Below are 19,534 nucleotides of genomic sequence, written 5' to 3' on the forward strand. Positions count from 1 at the left end.
GTTTATTACCAGAGGAGGGGGTCACAGTTATCATGGTAAAGGGACAGGGTTTCTGCAAAGTCTTTTTATGTATCAAAGTGCAGCAAAAAAAAAGGGCCTCCATTACAGATGCCCTTTACCACTCAGACCAGCGGTCGCTGCAGCAGCTTTTCAAGGATCGTGAGCGGCGCATTCTGTGGATTTCTCATTCCGGCCACCGGCAGGAAAAAGGTCTGCTCCATCATAAACTGCCCGCTCATCGCCGCATGTGGCGTTTGATCGGCGAAGCAGATCCAGCTACTGCCCGCCGGCAGTTCCAGTGCCACCTGCGGGCCATGCTCCTGATAGCGCAGGTCAGCTTTCATTGCATCGTGCAGCTGCAGCATCAGATGATCGTAATGGGTACGGTAGGATTTGGTGATGCCAAAACGCTGCTGCAGCCAGCTGCCGAGCGGCGAGTACCCTTTCAGGCGTGAGATAAAACGCTGCGCTAATACCGGGAAAGGTTCCCCCACCCGCCAGCGGCGGCTTTCACCGTGGGGATGGATATTGGAGAAGATGCGCAAAATACGCTCGCCGTGATTAGGCCGCGACGGGAATGCATCGACGTGCAGTCGGCTGTCGTCCTTGCGCCACGAAGTGGCATCGCGCCACGCGGCAATCGGGTGCAGGCGCAGGGTGTTGGCCGGGGAGTGTAACCACGCGCGATAATCAGGCAGTATGCCGTCGATCAACCGCAGAGAGTGCTGGTAGTGACGCACCATCAGCGCTTTAACCTGCGGTAGTTTGCTGTCGTCGGCCACACCGTTAACCCGATCTGTCTGCGGATTAAAGCTGATGTTTTTGCGCTTCGCATCGACCAGCTGCGGCGTTAACAGCATCTGTTCTTCGGCTGTCAGAGTGAAAGCCAGCTGGGGCAGAAACAGCACTTTACCCTGCTCCAGCGCATCAATAGCGCTGGTATCCACCACTGACTCATCCCAACGCGTGTTGGGCAGTGTTCGAATCACCAGCTCCTGAGATAAAGATTGTTCAGACATTTGATATCCTTATTGCATGCCACAAGGGGAACTTCTATCCGGCCATTATAGGGAGACGATGGATTTTTGATTAAACCCCGACTAAACGATCCAGCCCCGGAACCGCCTGCGGTAAAGCGAAAGATGCGCGCGCGATTTGTTGCTACACTGCGCCATCAAAAACAGGAGTGACCTATGAAACCCCGTTCCGTGACGCTGGAAGATGTCGCCCGTGCCGCTGGCGTCTCGTATCAAACCGTCTCCAGAGTGCTGAACCATTCGCAGCAGGTCTCCGGAAAGACCCGCCAGCGGGTTGAGGCAGCGATGCAGGCGCTTAACTATGTGCCAAACCGGGTGGCACAGCAGCTGGCGGGCAAGAATACGCGCACGCTCGGCCTCGCCACCAGCGACCTCGCGCTGCTGGCTCCGGCGCAGATTGCCTCCGCCATTCAGCAGCGCGCCAGCCAGCTGGACTACCACCTGGTGATAGCGATGGCGGGCAGCGGCGGCGCACGCCAGGCGGTCAGCGACCTGCTGGCACAGCGCGTCGACGCGCTGATAATCAATATTCCGCTTGATGCCTCTGCCGCCAGCCAGATTGAGCAGATGGCGGGATCCCTGCCCTGCATCTTTCTGGATGTGGCGGAGGATGCCGCGGTGGCGATATGCAGCTTCAGCGCACAGACTGGCGCACGCCAGGGGGCCGAGCATCTTTTGCAGCTGGGGCATCGGCGAATCGCGTTATTGAACGGGCCGGCGGACTCGGTGGCGGCGCAGGCGCGCAGCAAGGCGTGGCTGGCGGTGCTGAGGGAACGGGATCTGGCGCCCACACAGCAGCTAAGCGGCGACTGGAGCGCAGAGTCCGGCTACCGGGCGGTGATGCAGCTGGAGGGTCAGGCACGCCCTACGGCGCTGTTAGTGGCTAACGATCAGATGGCACTCGGTGCGATGCAGGCGCTGCACCAGCTTGGCGTGGCGGTACCTGCGCAGATGTCGGTGGTGGGCTATGATGATACCGCCGACAGCGCCTGGTATCAGCCGCCGCTGACCACGGTGCGCCAGGATATGCGCCAGCTAGGTGAATGCAGCGTGAACTCGCTGGTGGCTAAGCTGGAAAACCCCGCTGCCGGTGAGGCGCTGACGCCTTTTGCCACCACGCTGGTGGTGCGCGCCAGCACCCGTCAGGCTCCGGAACAGCAGGCATAAAAAAGCCGGACAGATTGCCCGGCCTTTATCATGCTGGCGTTCGCCGTTACGCTTTCGGCTCGCCCATCGCTTTCAGCTTCTTCGACAGATCGCGACGCTCTTTAGAGAGGTCGGCATTTTTGATGATGTAATCATCCACGCGATCTTCGTAATCGCTGCGCATGCTGGAGATAATCTCCTGGATAGCTTCCACGCTCATGCCGGGTTTAATGTACTCACCCAGGTTGTCGAGCAGCAGAACACGCTTCTGGTTATCACGGATTTTCTTTTCGTTGTCGTGAATTTCACGTTGCAGCTTGTTCTTACGACGAAACATACGCACGAACTCCAGTACGTCCTGAAATGATTGCTTTGCATTTTCCATGAAGACACCTTTCATTTGGGCCTGCTTACACAGGCATCATTGTCGTAGCCATCAGATTAGCGGCGCGCCGCTGGCGATGGCAATTTTAAACTTGCAGAATCGGATTGGGCCTATCTTACCCTGAAGCGACCCGCCTCGCAGTAAGTTGTTGCTGGATCATTCTATTTTCGCAGCGCCAGGCGAATAAGTTCCGATAACCGCTCCAGCTGCCGGACCATCTCCAGACTGAGCCAGACGTAGCCGTGAATGGGGGTTTCCACCAGTTCGTCACTGTCAGACTCGGCGATCAGCTGGCGCAGTTCCCGCGTAATCTCCACCAGTTCTTCACTGTTGGCTCCAATCTTGTCGGTATTCCCCTCCACGATAGCCTGCGACAGCGCCCGCAGCGTATTTTCGGTCATCTGCTGGGTGCGGCGCAGCGCCGGGGCGTTCAGCATAATCAGGTGGCTCTGGCGCGACGCCCACCAGGCATTGAGCTGCAGCTCCAGCGTGCAGACCAGATTGCGGTTCAGCGTCTGTATCCCTTCAAATACCGAGCGCGGCGTGCGCGTCTCTTTACTGGAAGGCTCGATCAGCGCGCGCATCTTAATCACATTACTGAGCAGGCGCTGTAACGGGCGCGTCAGGCGCGGTTTTTCAACCAGGTTGGGAGAGAAACCGGCGTGATAAACCCGCGCGGTTTCCAGCAGCAGATCGGACAGCTGAATGCGCCAGTGGGTGTAGGCTTTTTGCGGCCAGATGCTGGTGAACAGCAGCGCCAGCAGCGAGCCGAGGATCACATCACCGCCGCGCCACAGGGCGGTGGTCATATCCCCCGGGATCCCGCCGCAGATCACCGCCAGGGTGATGCCAATCAGCAGCGCCATATAGGGCTGTTTGCCCAGCGTCAGAAAGCCGCTGATAAACATGATCGCCGCGCACCACAGCAGCATGCCCGGCAGCGAGATCAGCTCCAGCCTGAGCGCGATCAGCCCGGAGATAGAGCCATACAGGGTGCCGCCAATGCGCTGCAGCGCGCGCGGGAAGACATTGCCCCAGAAGGATATCGGCCCCATCACCACCACCAGCGTGATCAGCGGCCAGCTGCCCTCGGGGATCTCCATCAGCCTGACCAGCAGGAAGGTAAGCACGAAAGCCAGCGCGATACGCACGCCGTGCACTGTGCGGTAATTACGATATACGTTGAACTGCAGGGCCGAAATCGGCTTGTCCGGTCGCAAAACAGGCTCCGAAAGATGGGGGTCTCTGCGCGCCATGATACCTGAAGTCGGGGTCGGGAAAAGGCGTAGAGCGACGCTTTTCAGATGTTTTTTCACTCATTTATGGCGAGTTAACGGCAGAAAACATTGAATTTACCGGGGAGATACAGCCCGTTAATAATCCATTACCTTGCCGATGAATTTATTAACTTTTAAATAACATGGCCGCAGGAAGGCGGCCATGGAAAAATCAGCCTTACAGCTTGCGCTTGATATAGTCTGAAATGCGCGTGATAACGCCTGCCTCTTCTATCGGCTGCAGCGCCACCAGCGGGTAGCTGGCCAGCTGCTTATCGCCCTCAACCAGTTGAATAGTGCCGACCTGCTCGTGCAGCTTAATCGGTGCTTCCAGATCCTTGCGGTCGATGACGTACTTGGCTTTGACCTTCTGCACTGCATCGCGTGGCAGGGTAAGATAGACGTCATTTTCACTGCCCAGAGAAATGCGGTGCGGGTTGCCGTACCAGACATTTTCATGGCCAATCTCTTTGCCCGCGTGGAACAGCTGGACGGTATCGAAATTGCTCTGGCCCCAGATCAGCAGTTTGCGCGCCTGCTCTTCACGCCCTTTCGGGCTTTTACCCCCCATCACCACGGCAATAAGGCGGCGCTGACCGTCCACGCTGGAGGCAATGATATTAAAGCCGGCGCTTTCGGTGTGGCCGGTCTTCAGCCCGTCGACGTGCAGGGTTTTGTCCCACAGCAGGCCGTTGCGGTTCTGCTGGGTAATGCCGTTCCAGGTGAGCGACTTCTCGCTGTACATTTGGTAGAAGTCCGGCTCGCCGCTGATGATCGCCCGTGACAGCTTCGCCAGGTCGCGCGCGGTGGTGAACTGGCCCGGTGCATCAAGCCCGTGAACGGTTTCAAAGTGGGTATTAGCCAGGCCAAGCTTTTCAACATACTGATTCATCATGGTGACAAAGTTTGCCTCGCTGCCCGCCACATAATCGGCGAGCGCCACGCAGGCATCATTACCTGAATCGATAATCACACCGCGGCTTAAATCGCGCACCGAGACCTTCTCCCCCGGCTTAAGGAACATCAGCGAAGAACCTTTAAATACCGGGTTGCCTGCTCCCCAGGCATCCTGCCCGACGGTGACCATGTCATCACGGCTAATCCGCTTTTTATCAATAGCGCGGTCAACCACATAGCCGGTCATCAGCTTGGTCAGGCTGGCCGGATTGCGGCGCTCATCCGGGTTGCCGGAGGTGAGGATCTGCCCGGTAGTGGCATCCATCAGTACCCAGGAAGCGGCATCAATCGCCGGGGCAGTCATTGGGAACGCCAGTGCGTCAACGCCCGGGTTGTTTTCGGCATGGGCTACGGTACTCAGGGCCATAACCACGGTTAAACTTGCAAGCTGACGCTTTTTCAACACTCAATCCTCAATACGGTAACAGATAAAAAATTGCGCATGTTGTACGGGATCCTTTGGCATTTTGTGCGAATAAATTGCAAGAAAATATGAATAAATCAGCCGATTAGCTGATGGAGCTGCACCTGGTGTGGCGCTGAAATTTTTCCACAGGGAAATGCCCTCTTCTGGATATCGCCACTGCCGCGGCCTGATGTAGTTTTACGTCGACACTTTAATGACAGGAGCGTGATTAAAAATGAAGTTAATACCCTTTGCCTTACTTGCACTTTGCCTGAACGGCTGTGCCGATAGCGCAGACCCCCTTGATAGCCGCCAGGGCGCGGTCATTTGTCAGGGTTTCGGCTGTAACACCCCGCCCGGTAAACACTCATCCTCATCAGCTACCCACAAGCCAACCCGGGATGAAAAAATTCGCGCGCGCCAGGGGCTGCCGCCGGACTTTGGCAGCGATGAAAGTCGGGTCTCATTTCCGATAAAATTTTAACCGGGTCGGGCATCTGCTGCGCAAAAAGTGCCGGGGCGTCTAAACTTAAGCTGCTCTACTCACCTACTAACAGGAGTTATAGACATGGGACTGCTTGATTTCGTTAAAGAGGCCGGGAGCAAAGTTATTGAGGCCTTCTCCGGCAATGCACACGCGCAGGCGACTGCAATTGAAGATGACCTGAAAAAATCGGGGATCCCCGGTGCTGATAAGGTCAAGGTTGAGGTCAATGGTGACAAGGTCGTGGTTACCGGTGATGGCCTGACGCAGGAGGAGAAAGAGAAGATCATTGTCGCCGCCGGCAACGTGAAGGGTATCGGCAGCGTAGATGACAAGATTACCGTCACCTCGGTAGCCGTTGAGGCCAGATTCTATACCGTTGTTTCCGGTGATACCCTGAGTGCCATCGCTAAAAAAGAGTATGGCAACGCCAACGACTACAACAAAATTTTCGAAGCCAACAAGCCGATGCTGAGCCATCCGGACAAGATCTACCCGGGCCAGAAACTGCGCATACCGCAGTAATCCTGCGCCTGACCTTACCTGACCGGCGAAATGCCGGTTTTTTTTCGTCTGACACCGCTGCTGCGACGCTTCAGCCTGTAGGGGATATGGTTTACCATAAGGCATATCACTAAAACGCATCGCTCAGGAGAGAGCTCAGGATGAAGGTAGAGGGATTTTCCCGCCCGACTCAATGCTGCGTTTTCAGGAAGTTAATTATTAAGTGGACCGCCATAACATCATGAAAAACGCCACCAGCCAGCCCACCTTCCTTTTTCACGATTACGAAACCTTTGGTAAAAGTCCGTCGCTGGACCGCCACTTAAAATCCCTAACATGGAGTAAATCACCCCCCCTAAAATTACAAAATATTTTTTAGTCATCACCAACACTTATCAACCAGAGGATAATAAAATAACAACTACAGCCCTCTATCAATAATATAAAAGAAAAAATAAGTAGATATTTAAAACCAGTATAGAACAAAAGAAATTTATTAATTAAATGAATGGTATTGAGTAATGAAATTCAAACCATTCAGTCACAACGGATAACATCTTATTTCCAAAACCATTTTTTTGTGGGAAAGGTATGGTAAAACAGTTATAATAGGATATCTCCGAAAACACAATAAGTCAGATAAAACCACCTGGATTTAAGTAATGAATATAGATAAAAATAAAATAAATTACCTTGAAGGATTACGTGGACTCAGTTGCATGGTGGTTTTATTTGACCACTGTGTAAATCAGTTTTATCCTTCACTTAGACTTACAAACCAAAGTGGATTTACCGGAACTGTAAAAGACATTATTGCATGGTCCCCTCTTAACATAATTTACAGTGGCCTTATTTCCGTATTTATTTTCTTTATACTAAGCGGATTCGTTCTGTCCCACAAATATCATCTTACCAGAAACTTCAAAGACATAATAAATGCATCTAGGAAAAGATACTTCCGTTTACTAATACCAGTTTTTTTCTCACTTATATTTTTTTGGATTTGCAAGGAAATAATTGAAATTCTTTTCAAAAAGGAAAACAACATTTCTTTCTTTCAAATAATAAAATCCTCATTTTTCGATATATTCTTTACTGGCGAAAATATCATAAACGGTCCATTATGGACTATGCATGCAGAACTAGTAGGTTCCTTCATCGTATTTGGAATATTAGCCGTAAGCCATGAGATGAGATTTAGATGGTTAGTATACCTCACTGCATTGATTTACACATTCAATACTTTTTACTTTCTCTTTATATTAGGTGCTTTACTATCTGATCTTTATACATCTCAATATCACTCATGGATAAAATTTTTAAATAAAAAAACAATAAACACCCCCCTACTAATACTCTCACTTTTATTTGTCTCCTACCCAACAATAAGACCAGGCGTAGAGATAGGTGGTATCTACACCTACTTAACATTCCCAGCAGACTTTAGCATTCATACCTTCTGGCATATTATCGGCGTAAGCATTATTTTTTTAGTTATTTTAAACACTCCTTCACTGCAAAAAATATTCAATCATAATCTGTCACTTTTTTTAGGTAAATTATCCTTTTCTGCTTATGTCTTACACTTCCCGATTTTATTAGTAGTGAGAGAGTTCAATATAAAATTCAATTCTGCATCATTAACTCTACTTGTTAACTCAATAATTGTATTTTCGTTGACACTGATAATTTCAATTGCATTTGAAAAATACATTGACAAGAATGCCGTGATAATATCAAACAAAATAGCCAAGAATGCATAAATATGGTTTAAAGCAATAATTTTATCTAGGCCAGGGTAATATTACTGTTTAACTCTGGCAATGTTCTCAACCAACCAGACAGAACTTAATTCTCAGTCTAAACTTAAGTTGCTGTACTCACCTACTAACAGGAGTTTTAGACATGGGACTGCTTGATTTCGTTAAAGAGGAGAGCAAAATTTTGAGGCCTTCTCCGGCAATGAACACGCGCAGGCGACTGCGATTAAAGATAACCTGAAAAAATCGGGCATCCCGGGCGCAGACAAAGTTAAAGTCGAGGTCAATGGCGACAAAGTGGTCGTCGCTGGCGACGGGCTGACGCAGGAGGAGAAAGAGAAGATCATGGTCGCCGCAGGCATTGTGAAGGGTATCAGTAGCGTGGATGACAAGATTATCGTCACCTCGGTAGCCGTTGAGGCTAAGTTCTTTACCGCTGTCTCCGGTGATACCCCGGGTGCTATCGCGAGGAAAAAGTATGGCAACGCCAACGACTACAACAAAATTTTCGAAGCCAACAATCCGATGCAGAGCCATCCGGACAAGATCTATCCGGGCCAGAAGTTGCGTATACCTCAGTAATCCTTGGCCTGAGCGTACCTGATCGGCTAAATGCCGGATTTTTTCGTCTGTAATCATGCCGCGAAGTTTCAGAATCAGAGGGATACGCTTTATCAACAAGGATATGATTACAACGCAATGCTCAAGGTAGTTCATCACAGAAACTTTGAATGATTCTTCGCCTTCAGATAGTTAGTCATTCAATAGACCGTAATAACAACACTAAAGTGCCTTAAACAAATCAATCTTCCTCTTACTTGATAAATTCACTTCGATCGGACAGGCAATAATAGAGTGAAAAATTATTTTTACGCAGTTTTTTGTACTGTTTAGGTATACAGCCTAACGCATTAGGTAAGTAGCGTGATAAGCATATTTATCCAGAATAAAGGCTATGAAAGAAACTTTAATGACTTCGCGCAATATAGCACTGTTAAACTATTTATTGTGGTGATATTATATTGAAATAATTTATGAATGGCGTATGACGCATGATGGCACAATACTTGATAATTCTTTCACTCTCATTTATTTTTCTGAGCACACTATATTTCATAGCTGAAAAAAGTGGACTTAAAAACGATTTAAAAAAAACCTCAAAATTTAAAACCATTGACGGATTAAGAGGTCTGGCAGCAATTTTAGTTGTCTTCCATCATTCAATCCTGGCAAATATAAATGCAATTAGTGGAAACTGGAATTTTTCTAATGAAAAATTTATAAGCGAAAATGAACACCTCCAAAGTTTTTATCATAACGCTGGACCAGTTGGAGTTATTTTATTCTTTATGATAACTGGATTTTTATTCTCTAATAAACTAATCACCAGTAAAGGCAACATTAGTTACACCGACTTCTACAAAAAGAGAATACTTAGGATTGCTCCTCTTTACTATTTCAGCGTGCTTGTTATATTTATCATATCTATGTCTATGCCCATCAATACACCTTCAGATTTTTTGGATGGGGTCAAGAAATTTTTCGGATGGTTAAGTTTTTACTTCATTGGATATGAAGGGTTTACAACTAATTATCCATATAGTAGGTTAAATGCAGGAGTTTTTTGGACGTTGGCGGTAGAATGGAAATTCTATTTTTTAATCCCTTTTTTAGGTCTCTTTGCAGGCTCACTGAGAAATGTAATAATATTTTCCACCTCAGCCGCCTTAACTATTATCACCTTAAACAATGCCGGCTTGATAATAAATACGGATAGCGCAATTATACTATCTTTTTTATTTGGTTCACTTTCCTCTATAATACAAAACAGCCAACTAAACCTTAAACTTCTAACTCTCAAACCTTTATCTATTTTAACTATAGCTTGTATAACCTACGCTTTATTATCCCCACCGGAGGTCTATAATAATTTAACCGTAAGCGTTATAGGCGTTGCATTTATTATCATTAGTGGTGGGAACAGCATTTTAGGGTTATTAACATCAAAGCCACTCAAGGCTGCTGGGGTTATAAGTTATAGCATTTACCTGCTTCACGGAATAACACTTAACGTCTGCAACTTTTTCCTTGCAAAAAACATTAGTTACCTTTCAATTACTGCCATTTCATTAATAATCATACCTTTAATATGTACAGCCACCTATTTATACATTGAGAAGCCTTTTATATCAAAAAATTAGCCTTTATTAGCCAGTTCAGAAATAAGTTCTGGCAATTTAAAAATTAAGTCAGCACACATAATAGAAAACAACTTCTCTTTCAATAAAAATTAATTATTCTACTTTTTCGTTAAAACTTCGCAATTACCGTTTCACTAATAATTAAATTTTCTATAAAAATTGGTTTTGCAAAGAAGTAAAATTTTAGTCCATACAACGCATGCAACCCCCATGTCGATTCCTTCGAATCCTCAACTCTAGCTGTCTAACATCGGCCAGTGCTTTCTCCATCCCGAAAATGAAAGATAATTGCGCCCTGAATGATATGTGAATGCCAAACCCATTGCGATATGCCCCTTCAGGACTTGCCGATTATGGTTTACCATGAGTGGAGATAAGTTTAGCGTAGCTAAGCGTCATGATAATTTTCTGTGCGCATGGCTATAGAGGTTTTGTATCATTTTGGTAAGAAATGCTCCTCTTACTAAGCAAAACGTACTGATTCAGAAGTGAAAAGAGAAAATAGTGAAAGACAAAGCTAATCAACCCACCTTCCTCTTCCACGACTACGAGACCTTCGGTAAAAGTCCGTCGCTGGACCGCCCTGCGCAGTTTGCCGGCATCCGTACCGATATGGACTTCAACATCATCGGCGAGCCGGAGGTGTTTTACTGCCAGCCTGCGGATGACTATCTGCCGCAGCCGGAAGCGGTGATGATCACCGGGATTACCCCGCAGATTGCCCGTGCCCGCGGGGTGCCGGAAGTGGAGTTCACCCGCCGCATTCATCAGCTGTTCAGCGAGCCGAACACCTGCATAGTGGGCTACAACAACGTGCGTTTTGACGACGAAGTCAGCCGTAACCTGTTTTATCGCAACTTTTACGACCCCTACGCCTGGAGCTGGCAGCACGGTAACAGCCGCTGGGATCTGCTGGACGTGATGCGCGCCTGCTATGCCCTGCGCCCGGACGGGATTGCGTGGCCGGAAAATGATGATGGCTTCCCCAGCTTCCGCCTTGAGCACCTGACCAAAGCCAACGGCGTGGCGCATGAAAACGCTCACGATGCGATGTCGGACGTGTATGCCACCATTGCCATGGCGAAGCTGGTCAAAGAGAAGCAGCCGCGGCTGTATGACTTCCTGTTCAGCCATCGCAATAAGCAGAAGATAACCGCGCTGGTCGATATTCCGCAGATGAAACCGCTGGTGCATATCTCCGGCATGTTTGGCGCGGCGCGCGGCAATACCAGCTGGATCGCCCCGCTCGCCTGGCACCCGGATAACCGTAACGCGCTGATTACCTGCGATCTCGGCGGTGATATGTCGCCGCTGCTGGAGCTGGACGCCGACGCGCTGCGCGAACGCCTGTATACCCGCCGCGACGAGCTGGGGGATGCCTCCCCGGTACCGCTCAAGCTGGTACATATTAATAAATGCCCGGTGGTCGCCCCGGCGAATACCCTGCGCCCTGAAGATGCCGAGCGCATCGGCATTGACCGCCAGCGCTGCCTGGATAATCTCGCCCTGCTGCGTCAGCATCCGGAGGTGCGCGAAAAAGTGGTGGCGCTGTTTGCGGAAGCCGAACCCTTTACCCCGTCGGAGGATGTCGATGCGCAGATCTATAACGGCTTCTTCAGCGATGCCGATCGCAACGCGATGAATATACTTCGCCAGACTGCCGCGGAAAATCTGCCGGCGCTGGATCTGAGCTTTAACGATGCGCGTATTGATAAGCTGCTGTTCCGCTACCGCGCGCGCAACTTCTTCGGCACGCTGGATGACGCCGAGCAGAAGCGCTGGCTGCAGCACCGCCGTGAGATGCTGAACCCTGAGCGGGTGCAAAGCTATGTGCAGGAGCTGGAGATGCTGTTTAATCAGTACGAAGGGGAGCAGGAGAAGCTGGATCAGCTGAAGGCGTTGTTTGAGTATGCGCGGGAGTTGGTGTCCTGATATCACAAGGGCTGACCGAAAAAGAGGGTCAGCCCCTACAAAATAGTTCGAGTATGCGCGGGAATTAGCGTTCTGATATCACAAGGGCTGACCGAAAAGAGGGTCAGCCCCTACAAAAATGGCTGTGAATCACCCGCAGGGGGCGACCATGTGTACCGGTCGCCCCCTGCGGGAATTACAGCCCTTCTTCGCTCCACTGCGGCACCGGGTTACGGAAGCTGCGGGTGACGAACGCCAGGTAGATCAGGCCGATTGCGGCCCACACCAGCCCCAGCACCATCGAGCTCTCTTCCAGGTTCGCCCACAGAGCGCCTACGGTCAGTGCGCCCAGCAGCGGCAGGATCAGGAACTTGAAGTTGTCCTTCAGGGTCTTGTTGCGCTTCTCGCGGATCCAGAACTGCGAGATCACCGACAGGTTAACGAAGGTAAACGCCACCAGCGCACCGAAGTTAATCAGCGCCGTAGCGGTCACCAGGTCGAAGGTGATCGACGACAGGGCAATCGCACCAACCAGCAGCACGTTCAGCGCCGGGGTGCGCCACTTCGGATGGATATAGCCGAAGAAACGCTCCGGGAACACGCCGTCACGACCCATCACGTACATCAGACGCGACACGCCCGCATGGGCAGCCATACCGGATGCCAGCACGGTAACGCAGGAGAAGATCAGGATACCGAACTGGAAGGCTTTGCCCGCCACGTATAGCATTATTTCCGGCTGCGACGCGTCCGGATCTTTAAAGCGCGAGATATCCGGGAAGTACAGCTGCAGGAAATAGGAGACCACGACAAAGATCACCCCACCAATAAGGGCGGTGAGGAAAATCGCTTTCGGGATCACGCGCTCTGCGTCTTTGGTCTCTTCCGACAGTGAGCTGATACCGTCAAAGCCGAGGAACGAGAAGCAGAGTATTGTCGCCCCGGTGATCATCGGCACTACGTGAGCATTCTCCGACCAGAAGGGTTTGCTGCTGACCAGCGTTCCGGCACCTTCGCCGTGCGCCACGCCATACACTACCATCCCCATGATCACCACCATCACCGCCACCTGCAGCACCACGATCACGCTGTTAAAGTTGGCTACGGTTTTGATGCCTTTGAGGTTGGAGAGCGTCATAAAGCCCACCAGCAGTACCACAAAGATCCACGAAGGAATGCCGGGAACCAAAGCTTCCCAGTAAATTTTCGCCAGCAGAATGTTGATCATCGGCATAAACAGATAATCAAGCAGCGAAGACCAGCCGACCATAAAGCCGACGTGCGGGCTGATGGCTTTCTGCGCATAGGTATAGGCCGAACCCGCAGACGGGAAACGGCGCACCAGCTGGCCGTAGCTCAGCGCGGTAAACAGAATAGCAATCAGCGCGAATGCGTATGCGGTCGCGACGTGGCCGTCAGTCAGGCCGGAAACAATGCCGAAAGTATCGAACAGTGTCATCGGCTGCATATAAGCCAGACCCATCATAACAACAGGCAGTAACGTCAGCGTTTTTTTCAGATGTGCACGCGGCTGTGCGGCTGGAGTAGCGGTACTATGCGACATGGTTCAGCCTCCCCATAGCGTCAACCTTTCTGGGTTGAACCACAGGGAAACTTCGCATTATGCGAGAGCTTTTCGAAAGAGGATTCATGGAACGACAGGCAGGCGTGAAGGTGTAACCTGCTGTGGCGCCGTAGTCATCGCGCTGGCGGATCCCAGGCGATACCGGAGTAAGAAGATGTTGCCCCATGTTTATTTCCTCAATGTACACGTCACCGTGTTTTTAAAAGCGTATATCCATCCGGTTCTGGACCGGCCTCATTAGAATGCGAAAGTCCTGCGCTTTGCATACAGATAAAAAAATACCGCCGCCGGGGTAAATCCAGCGTCGGTTTTATGTTGCAAATTGCAAGGCGCATATTTTGCACCATAACAAAGCAGTATGACAAGTGTTGGAGACCTTCTCTTACATATTTTTGCCTGAAAAGAGCGGGCGAGGCGTGCCTCGCCGCTGCGCGCTTAGGCGTTTTTCAGCATCCAGTCGATTTCGGTGGCGGTAACCAGGCGCTCAAAGTGCATCAGTTCGTGATGCTTGCAGCTGTGCCAGACAAAACCGAAGCGCTTGCCGAGCAGTTTCTGCAGGGCATGATTCTGCTCAAACTCGTACAGCGCATCACTCTGGCGGATCGGCAGCGGGTTGCCCTCGGCCTCGTGGCCGTTGCCTTTTACCGCGGGCGGCAGCGGCAGCTGATTATCGATGCCGTGCAGGATCCCGGCGAGAATGGCCGCCATCACCAGATAAGGATTGGCGTCGGCCCCCGCTACGCGATACTCCACGCGGTGATTATCACTATCGCCACAGGGAATGCGCAGCGCGACGGTGCGGTTATTGTGCCCCCAGGAAGCCTGAAGCGGGACGAAAGCATCCGGCAGAAAGCGGCGGTAGGCGTTGACGTTAGGGGCCAGCAGCGCCATCGAAGCGGGCATCAGGTCGATCATCCCGGCCAGCGCTCGCTTCAGCAGCGGCGAGTCGCTGCCGTCATCGCAGGCAAAAGCATTGTGGTCGGCGGCATCCAGCATGCTGATATGCACGTGCATGCCGCTGCCCGCGTACTCCTCATACGGCTTCGCCATAAAGGTGGCGTTCATGCCGTGCTGCTCGGCCACCTGGCGCACCAGGCGTTTCAGCTGCACGGCATGGTCGCAGGCGCTTAATACGTTGCGGGTGTGGTGCAGGTTAATCTCAAACTGGCCTGGCGAAGCCTCCGCCAGCGCCCCGTCGGCGGGGATGCCCTGCTGACGGGCAATCGAGTCAATATCCCCCAATACCTCAGAGAAGTGGTCAAGATTGTCGACGGAGTAAACCTGGCTTTGCATATTACGTTCGTCGCTACCCGGCGCGCACGGCGGCTGGATATAGCCCTCTGCATCGCGCTGCTTATCGACCAGATAGAACTCCAGCTCTACCGCTACCACCGGGAACAGTCCTCGGTTGCGCAGCTGTTGCCACAGCTGATTGAGGACATTACGGGGTTCAACGTCAAAGGGAGTGCCATCTTGATTGCACATGGTCAGCAGAAGCTGTGCCAGATGTTGCGGGTCAGCCGCAGAGGGGATGAGAGTGCCGTCAACCGGCATGCAGATATTATCAGGTTCGCCCAGCGCCTGACCGAGCCCCGCCTCTTCCACCGTATTGCCCAGAATGTCCATGGCGAACACCGAAGCCGGGAAGTAGCAGCCTTTGTCGAGCTTAAGCAGGCTGGCGATGGGAATGCGCTTACCGCGAAAAACACCGTTTAAATCATTAAGCAGAATATCGACGTACTGAGTTTCAGGATGGCGTTCCAGATAAGCTTTCACTTCATTCCGGAACGCGCTGGTTCGTTTCTCTTCACTGTGCCGCGTGAAGTCTTCTACTTCGACGATATTAGTCATGATGCACCTGCCCGCATGAGGTTTATGTAGTCGGCGCCCGCTCAAAATAACGGCCACTCCCTTAACATAGCGTCAACATAAAAAGTGTGCAAATGTTACTGACAGCTTTATTTTTGCCCGCATTGCGTTTGAATATTCACCAACTGATTGCTAGATTGAAAATATATTGCACACTTTTGCGCCATTTTGCGCGATACCGGCTGATATTTTTAACAGTATGACGGGGGGTGAATGGGCATTATTTTTGACAAGCCTTTGATTGGCGTAGTGATGTGTCAGACAGAAATGGGCGGGCACCCCACGCAGATGGTGCATAACAAATATCTGGAAGCGGTGCTCGGCGCTGGCGGTGTGCCATTCGCCCTGCCCCACGGCCTGATGTCGGCCCCTCATCTATTAGAAAATGCTATGGCTGTCCTCGACGGCATTCTGCTTACCGGCAGCCCGAGTAATATCGAACCGCACCACTACGGTGAGCCGGGGCACGAGCCGCTGGCCGATCCGGGGCGCGATCGTCTCTCTTTTGCGCTGATTGCTTATGCGGTAGAGAAACAGCTGCCGCTGCTGGCGATCTGCCGTGGCCTGCAGGAGCTGGTGGTCGCTACCAGCGGTAAGCTGCACCGCCAGCTGCATCAGATCCCCGGCCTGCAGGAACACCGGGAGGATGAAGCGCTAACGCTGGATGAGCAGTACGCTCCGGCTCACGAGGTGTGGCTGGAACCCGGCGGGCTGCTGGCCCCACTGGTCAATTACGCTGAGAAATTTTGGGTCAACTCGCTGCATGGTCAGGGCATTCGCGAAACGGGCAGCGCGCTGCGGGTTGAAGCGCGTGCCGCAGATGGTTTAATCGAAGCCGTCAGCCATCGCCAGCATCCCTTCGCACTGGCGGTGCAGTGGCACCCGGAATGGCACAGTGACAGCTCCGCGCTCTCGCGCCAGCTGTTTGATGGGTTTATTCACGCCTGTCAGCAGTTTCAGAAAGGATCGCGGCTGTGAGCGAAACCCTGCTGGCACCGGGAAGGCGCCTGGCGGAAATCCGCCAGCAGATGGGCCTGTCTCAGCGGCGCGTCGCCGAGCTTTCCGGCCTGACGCACAGCGCCATCAGCACCATTGAGCAGGACAAGGTCAGCCCGGCCGTCAGCACCCTGCAAAAACTGCTGAAGGTTTACGGCCTGTCGCTGTCCGAATTTTTTGCCGAGAAGGTGCAGGATGAGCCGCCGAAAGTGGTGATCGATGCGCACGAGCTGATCGATATTGGCAGCCAGGGCGTTTCACTGCGGCTAATCCACAACGGTAATCCGCAGCGCACGCTGGCGATGCTGCTGGAGACCTATGAACCCGGCGCGACCACCGGTGAAAAAATTCGTCATCAGGGCGAAGAGACCGGCACGCTGCTGGAGGGGGAGATCATCCTGACCATCAGCGGCCAGAGTTATCCGCTGCACGCCGGGCAGAGCTACGTGATTAATACCAGCCACCCGCACAGCTTTACCAATACGTCGACCCGGCCCTGCCGCATTATCAGCGCACATACGCCGGCCACGTTTTAACAGGGAGACTGCATGGAACATATCAACAGCTACTATTCGGCAACCACCAATGCACACGATCCCTGGCCACGGCTCGAAGGGGCAATAGAGTGCGATGTTTGCGTGATTGGCGGCGGCTTTACCGGGCTGTCGTCCGCGCTGTTTCTCACCGAGGCGGGATACGACGTGGTGCTGCTGGAAGCCGCGCGCGTCGGGTTTGGCGCCAGCGGGCGCAACGGCGGCCAGGTGGTGAACTCCTACAGTCGCGACGTTGATGTGATTGAGCAGCGCTACGGCAAAGAGACCGCGCGCCTGCTCGGCAGCATGATGTTCGAGGGGGCAGCGATTATCCGTGACCGCATCGACCGCTACGCCATCCGTTGTGATTACCGCCCCGGCGGTATTTTTGCCGCGTTAAACAACCGACAAATGCAGCACCTTAGCAGCCAGCACAAGCTGTGGCAGCGCTACGGCAATCATGACCTTGAACTGCTCGACCAGACCGGTATTCGCCGGGAAGTGGGCAGCGATCGTTATGTCGGTGGCCTGTTGGACAAGCGCGGCGGCCATATTCACCCGCTCAATCTGGCGCTGGGTGAAGCCGAAGCCATTCGTCGCCACGGCGGGCGCATCTATGAGAACTCGGCGGTCACCGCGGTGAACTACGGCAACCCGCATCTGATCCGCACGGAGCAGGGCGAAGTGAAAGCCCGCTTTGTGATTTTTGCCGGCAATGCCTATCTGGCCCCGCATCTGGAACCCCGGCTGGCGAACAAAAGCCTGCCCTGCGGCTCGCAGATTGTCGCCACCGAGCCGCTGTCTGCGGACCAGGCGCTATCGCTGCTGCCGAACAACTGCTGCGTCGAGGACTGTAACTACCTGCTGGACTACTTCCGCCTGACCGCCGATAACCGCCTGCTGTACGGCGGCGGGGTAATCTACGGCGCGCGCGATCCGGGCGATATTGATGCCCTGATCCGCCCGAAGCTGCTGAAAACCTTCCCGCAGCTGGCAGGGGTAAAATTTGACTTTGCGTGGAGCGGCAATTTTCTGTTGACCCTGTCGCGCATGCCGCAGTTCGGACGGCTGGAGAGCGGCGTTTACTATATGCAGGGTGACAGCGGGCACGGCGTGACCTGCACCCACCTGGCCGGGAAATTGGTTGCAGAGGCGATGCGCGGCGATGCGGAGCGCTTTGATGCCTTTGCCAAACTGCCGCATCTGCCCTTCCCGGGCGGACGGCGGCTGCGCGTGCCGCTAACCGCAATAGGTGCCGCATGGTATGCGTTGCGCGACAGGCTGGGGGTTTAAGGGGCAACGTGGAAGTTTATGGGTCGATCGGAAAAGAAGATCGACCCCTACGGTTTGGAACCCGATCGCCTGTAGGGGCTGACCCTCTTTTCCGGTCAGCCCGTTGTTTTCAGTCAGCCCGTAATTTTACGCTAACGGCATCTTGTTCGGGTCGGGGTAGCGGTACTCGAAGCCCAGCTCGCGGCAGATTTTACTGCCGTCGATCAGCTTGCCCTTATTGCTGCTGTCATCGGCGAGGAAGGTCGGTGCTTCCAGCCCCAGCTGACGCGCCACCTGCGGGTAAAACTGCGCGCGCGCCGGATGCTGCGGTGCGCTGAGGTTGTAAATATGCCCGCCCTTCGGCGTTTGCAGCAGCAGTGTAATCGCCTCGATCACATCTTCCAGATGCACCAGGTTAACGCCCTGTGACCCGTTCGCCAGCCCGGTTTTTCCCGCGAGGAAACGTCCCGGATGGCGGTTAGGCCCCACCAGCCCGGCAAGGCGCAAAATATCCACCGAGGTATTAGGCAGATGGTGCAGCCAGCTCTCCAGGTCCTGTAAGGTGCGCCCGGCAACGCTCACCGGCTCAAGCGGCGTGCTCTCTTTGGTGTTACCCACGCTGTCGCCGTAGACAGAGGTAGAGCTGGTGAAAATAATGCGCGGCACGCTGAAGGCCAGCGCGCTGTCCACCAGCTGCTGTACTGCCAACTGATAGCTCTCACCACCTGACGCGGTTCTGCTGGCCGGTAACGTAATCACCAGGGCATCAACGTGGCTGAGCAGTGACTCCAGATCCTCAGACTCGCAGATAAGCTCCGGCGTCAGCTCCAGCAGATAGCTGTCGATACCGCTCATCCGTGCCGCCGCTACCCCGTCCTGGGTGGTTTTCGTGCCGGTCACCTGCCAGCCAGCCGCCGTCAGCGACATGGCCAGCGGCATGCCCAGCCACCCCAGCCCGACTATCGCAACTTTTTTCATCCCTTTACTCCTTTGAACTCACACCGTCAGAGCTTCAGGCTACGCCAGCCTGAAGTCAGTGACAACTGCCGGTTGATAAGAGAATCTTTCAACATTGACAAAAAAGGGTTGCGCCACGCGCCCATTCTGGTTAGGTTATTTGTCACGATATGAATATCCATTCATCCAAGAGAATTTTATGACACGCGTTCAGTTCAATCACCATCATCACCATCACCCTGACTAGTCTTTCA

16 protein-coding genes, 1 pseudogene and 1 other annotated feature (1 of these 18 only partly in view) are annotated in these 19,534 nt (G+C 52.7%); of the genes and pseudogenes, 10 read left to right on the forward strand and 7 right to left on the reverse strand.

The genetic code is table 11. From position 1 onward, the window contains the following. Positions 1–122 precede the first annotated feature (122 nt). Positions 123–1,019, reverse strand: a complete 897-nt coding sequence (kdoO, locus tag J2Y91_RS21755) for a Kdo hydroxylase KdoO (protein ID WP_133623328.1) — start codon at positions 1,017–1,019, stop codon at positions 123–125. A gap of 174 nt (positions 1,020–1,193) precedes the next feature. Between kdoO and J2Y91_RS21760 the strand changes: the two genes are divergently transcribed. Beyond that, complete coding sequence (locus J2Y91_RS21760) at positions 1,194–2,204, forward strand: LacI family DNA-binding transcriptional regulator (protein WP_253539337.1); 1,011 nt, start codon at positions 1,194–1,196, stop codon at positions 2,202–2,204. 46 nt (positions 2,205–2,250) lie between these two features. On the opposite strand, the gene J2Y91_RS21765 is transcribed toward J2Y91_RS21760, so the two are convergent. From J2Y91_RS21765 to dacD, 3 genes are all read right to left on the reverse strand, one after another. Beyond that, a complete protein-coding gene (locus tag J2Y91_RS21765; protein ID WP_048915616.1) occupies positions 2,251–2,568 on the reverse strand; it encodes a DUF496 family protein in 318 nt (105 codons plus the stop codon). Positions 2,569–2,729: 161 nt separating this feature from the next. Then, the gene (locus tag J2Y91_RS21770; protein ID WP_099753280.1) at positions 2,730–3,788 is read right to left on the reverse strand and encodes an FUSC family protein; all 1,059 of its coding nucleotides are present in this window, start codon (positions 3,786–3,788) and stop codon (positions 2,730–2,732) included. Positions 3,789–4,023: 235 nt separating this feature from the next. Beyond that, positions 4,024–5,205: a serine-type D-Ala-D-Ala carboxypeptidase DacD gene (dacD, locus tag J2Y91_RS21775; protein ID WP_208864879.1), complete on the reverse strand. Its 1,182-nt coding sequence runs from the start codon at positions 5,203–5,205 to the stop codon at positions 4,024–4,026. 571 nt (positions 5,206–5,776) lie between these two features. Here dacD and lysM (J2Y91_RS21780) point away from each other — a divergent pair. The 5 genes and pseudogenes from lysM (J2Y91_RS21780) to sbcB all read left to right on the forward strand — a co-directional run bounded on the left by lysM (J2Y91_RS21780) (position 5,777) and on the right by sbcB (position 12,089). Continuing rightward, positions 5,777–6,217 (forward strand): peptidoglycan-binding protein LysM, encoded by a 441-nt coding sequence (lysM, locus tag J2Y91_RS21780; protein ID WP_253539339.1) that lies wholly within the window; start codon positions 5,777–5,779, stop codon positions 6,215–6,217. Positions 6,218–6,858: 641 nt separating this feature from the next. Further along, on the forward strand, positions 6,859–7,959 hold the full coding sequence (locus J2Y91_RS21785; protein ID WP_253539341.1) for an acyltransferase family protein: 1,101 nt from the start codon (positions 6,859–6,861) through the stop codon (positions 7,957–7,959). A 142-nt stretch (positions 7,960–8,101) separates the two neighbouring features. Further along, a pseudogene (lysM, locus tag J2Y91_RS21790) lies at positions 8,102–8,538 on the forward strand (peptidoglycan-binding protein LysM). A gap of 470 nt (positions 8,539–9,008) precedes the next feature. Further along, on the forward strand, positions 9,009–10,157 hold the full coding sequence (locus J2Y91_RS21795) for an acyltransferase family protein (protein ID WP_253539344.1): 1,149 nt from the start codon (positions 9,009–9,011) through the stop codon (positions 10,155–10,157). A gap of 504 nt (positions 10,158–10,661) precedes the next feature. Further along, positions 10,662–12,089, forward strand: a complete 1,428-nt coding sequence (gene sbcB, locus J2Y91_RS21800) for an exodeoxyribonuclease I (RefSeq protein WP_253539347.1) — start codon at positions 10,662–10,664, stop codon at positions 12,087–12,089. Between the two features lie 175 nt (positions 12,090–12,264). Here sbcB and J2Y91_RS21805 read toward each other — a convergent pair whose 3' ends face one another. Both J2Y91_RS21805 and J2Y91_RS21810 read right to left on the reverse strand, forming a co-directional pair. After that, entirely contained in the window at positions 12,265–13,632 is a 1,368-nt protein-coding gene (locus J2Y91_RS21805) for an APC family permease (protein ID WP_253539350.1), read from the reverse strand. 456 nt (positions 13,633–14,088) lie between these two features. Further along, positions 14,089–15,507 carry a glutamine synthetase family protein gene (locus tag J2Y91_RS21810; protein ID WP_208864910.1) on the reverse strand — a complete coding sequence of 473 codons (1,419 nt, stop codon included), beginning with the start codon at positions 15,505–15,507 and terminating at the stop codon, positions 14,089–14,091. 228 nt (positions 15,508–15,735) lie between these two features. Between J2Y91_RS21810 and puuD the strand changes: the two genes are divergently transcribed. The 3 genes from puuD to J2Y91_RS21825 are packed head-to-tail and all read left to right on the forward strand — an operon-like array spanning position 15,736 to position 18,344. Further along, entirely contained in the window at positions 15,736–16,500 is a 765-nt protein-coding gene (gene puuD / locus J2Y91_RS21815; RefSeq protein ID WP_253539353.1) for a gamma-glutamyl-gamma-aminobutyrate hydrolase, read from the forward strand. Beyond that, positions 16,497–17,054, forward strand: a complete 558-nt coding sequence (puuR, locus tag J2Y91_RS21820) for an HTH-type transcriptional regulator PuuR (protein WP_253539356.1) — start codon at positions 16,497–16,499, stop codon at positions 17,052–17,054. Before puuD ends, puuR begins: the two co-directional genes overlap by 4 nt. A 12-nt stretch (positions 17,055–17,066) precedes the next feature. Next, positions 17,067–18,344, forward strand: a complete 1,278-nt coding sequence (locus J2Y91_RS21825) for an NAD(P)/FAD-dependent oxidoreductase (protein WP_253539359.1) — start codon at positions 17,067–17,069, stop codon at positions 18,342–18,344. A gap of 126 nt (positions 18,345–18,470) precedes the next feature. On the opposite strand, the gene J2Y91_RS21830 is transcribed toward J2Y91_RS21825, so the two are convergent. Further along, entirely contained in the window at positions 18,471–19,301 is an 831-nt protein-coding gene (locus tag J2Y91_RS21830; protein ID WP_253539362.1) for an SDR family oxidoreductase, read from the reverse strand. A 178-nt stretch (positions 19,302–19,479) separates the two neighbouring features. On the opposite strand from J2Y91_RS21830, the gene hisL reads away from it, so the two are divergent. Next, positions 19,480–19,527 carry a his operon leader peptide gene (gene hisL, locus J2Y91_RS21835; RefSeq protein WP_100396937.1) on the forward strand — a complete coding sequence of 16 codons (48 nt, stop codon included), beginning with the start codon at positions 19,480–19,482 and terminating at the stop codon, positions 19,525–19,527. Continuing rightward, positions 19,503–19,534 (forward strand) — a sequence feature (His leader region); it runs 91 nt beyond the window's last position. (Overlaps the previous gene by 25 nt.)

The sequence above is a fragment of the Erwinia aphidicola genome, from assembly GCF_024169515.1.
GTDB classification, from domain to species: domain Bacteria; phylum Pseudomonadota; class Gammaproteobacteria; order Enterobacterales; family Enterobacteriaceae; genus Erwinia; species Erwinia aphidicola.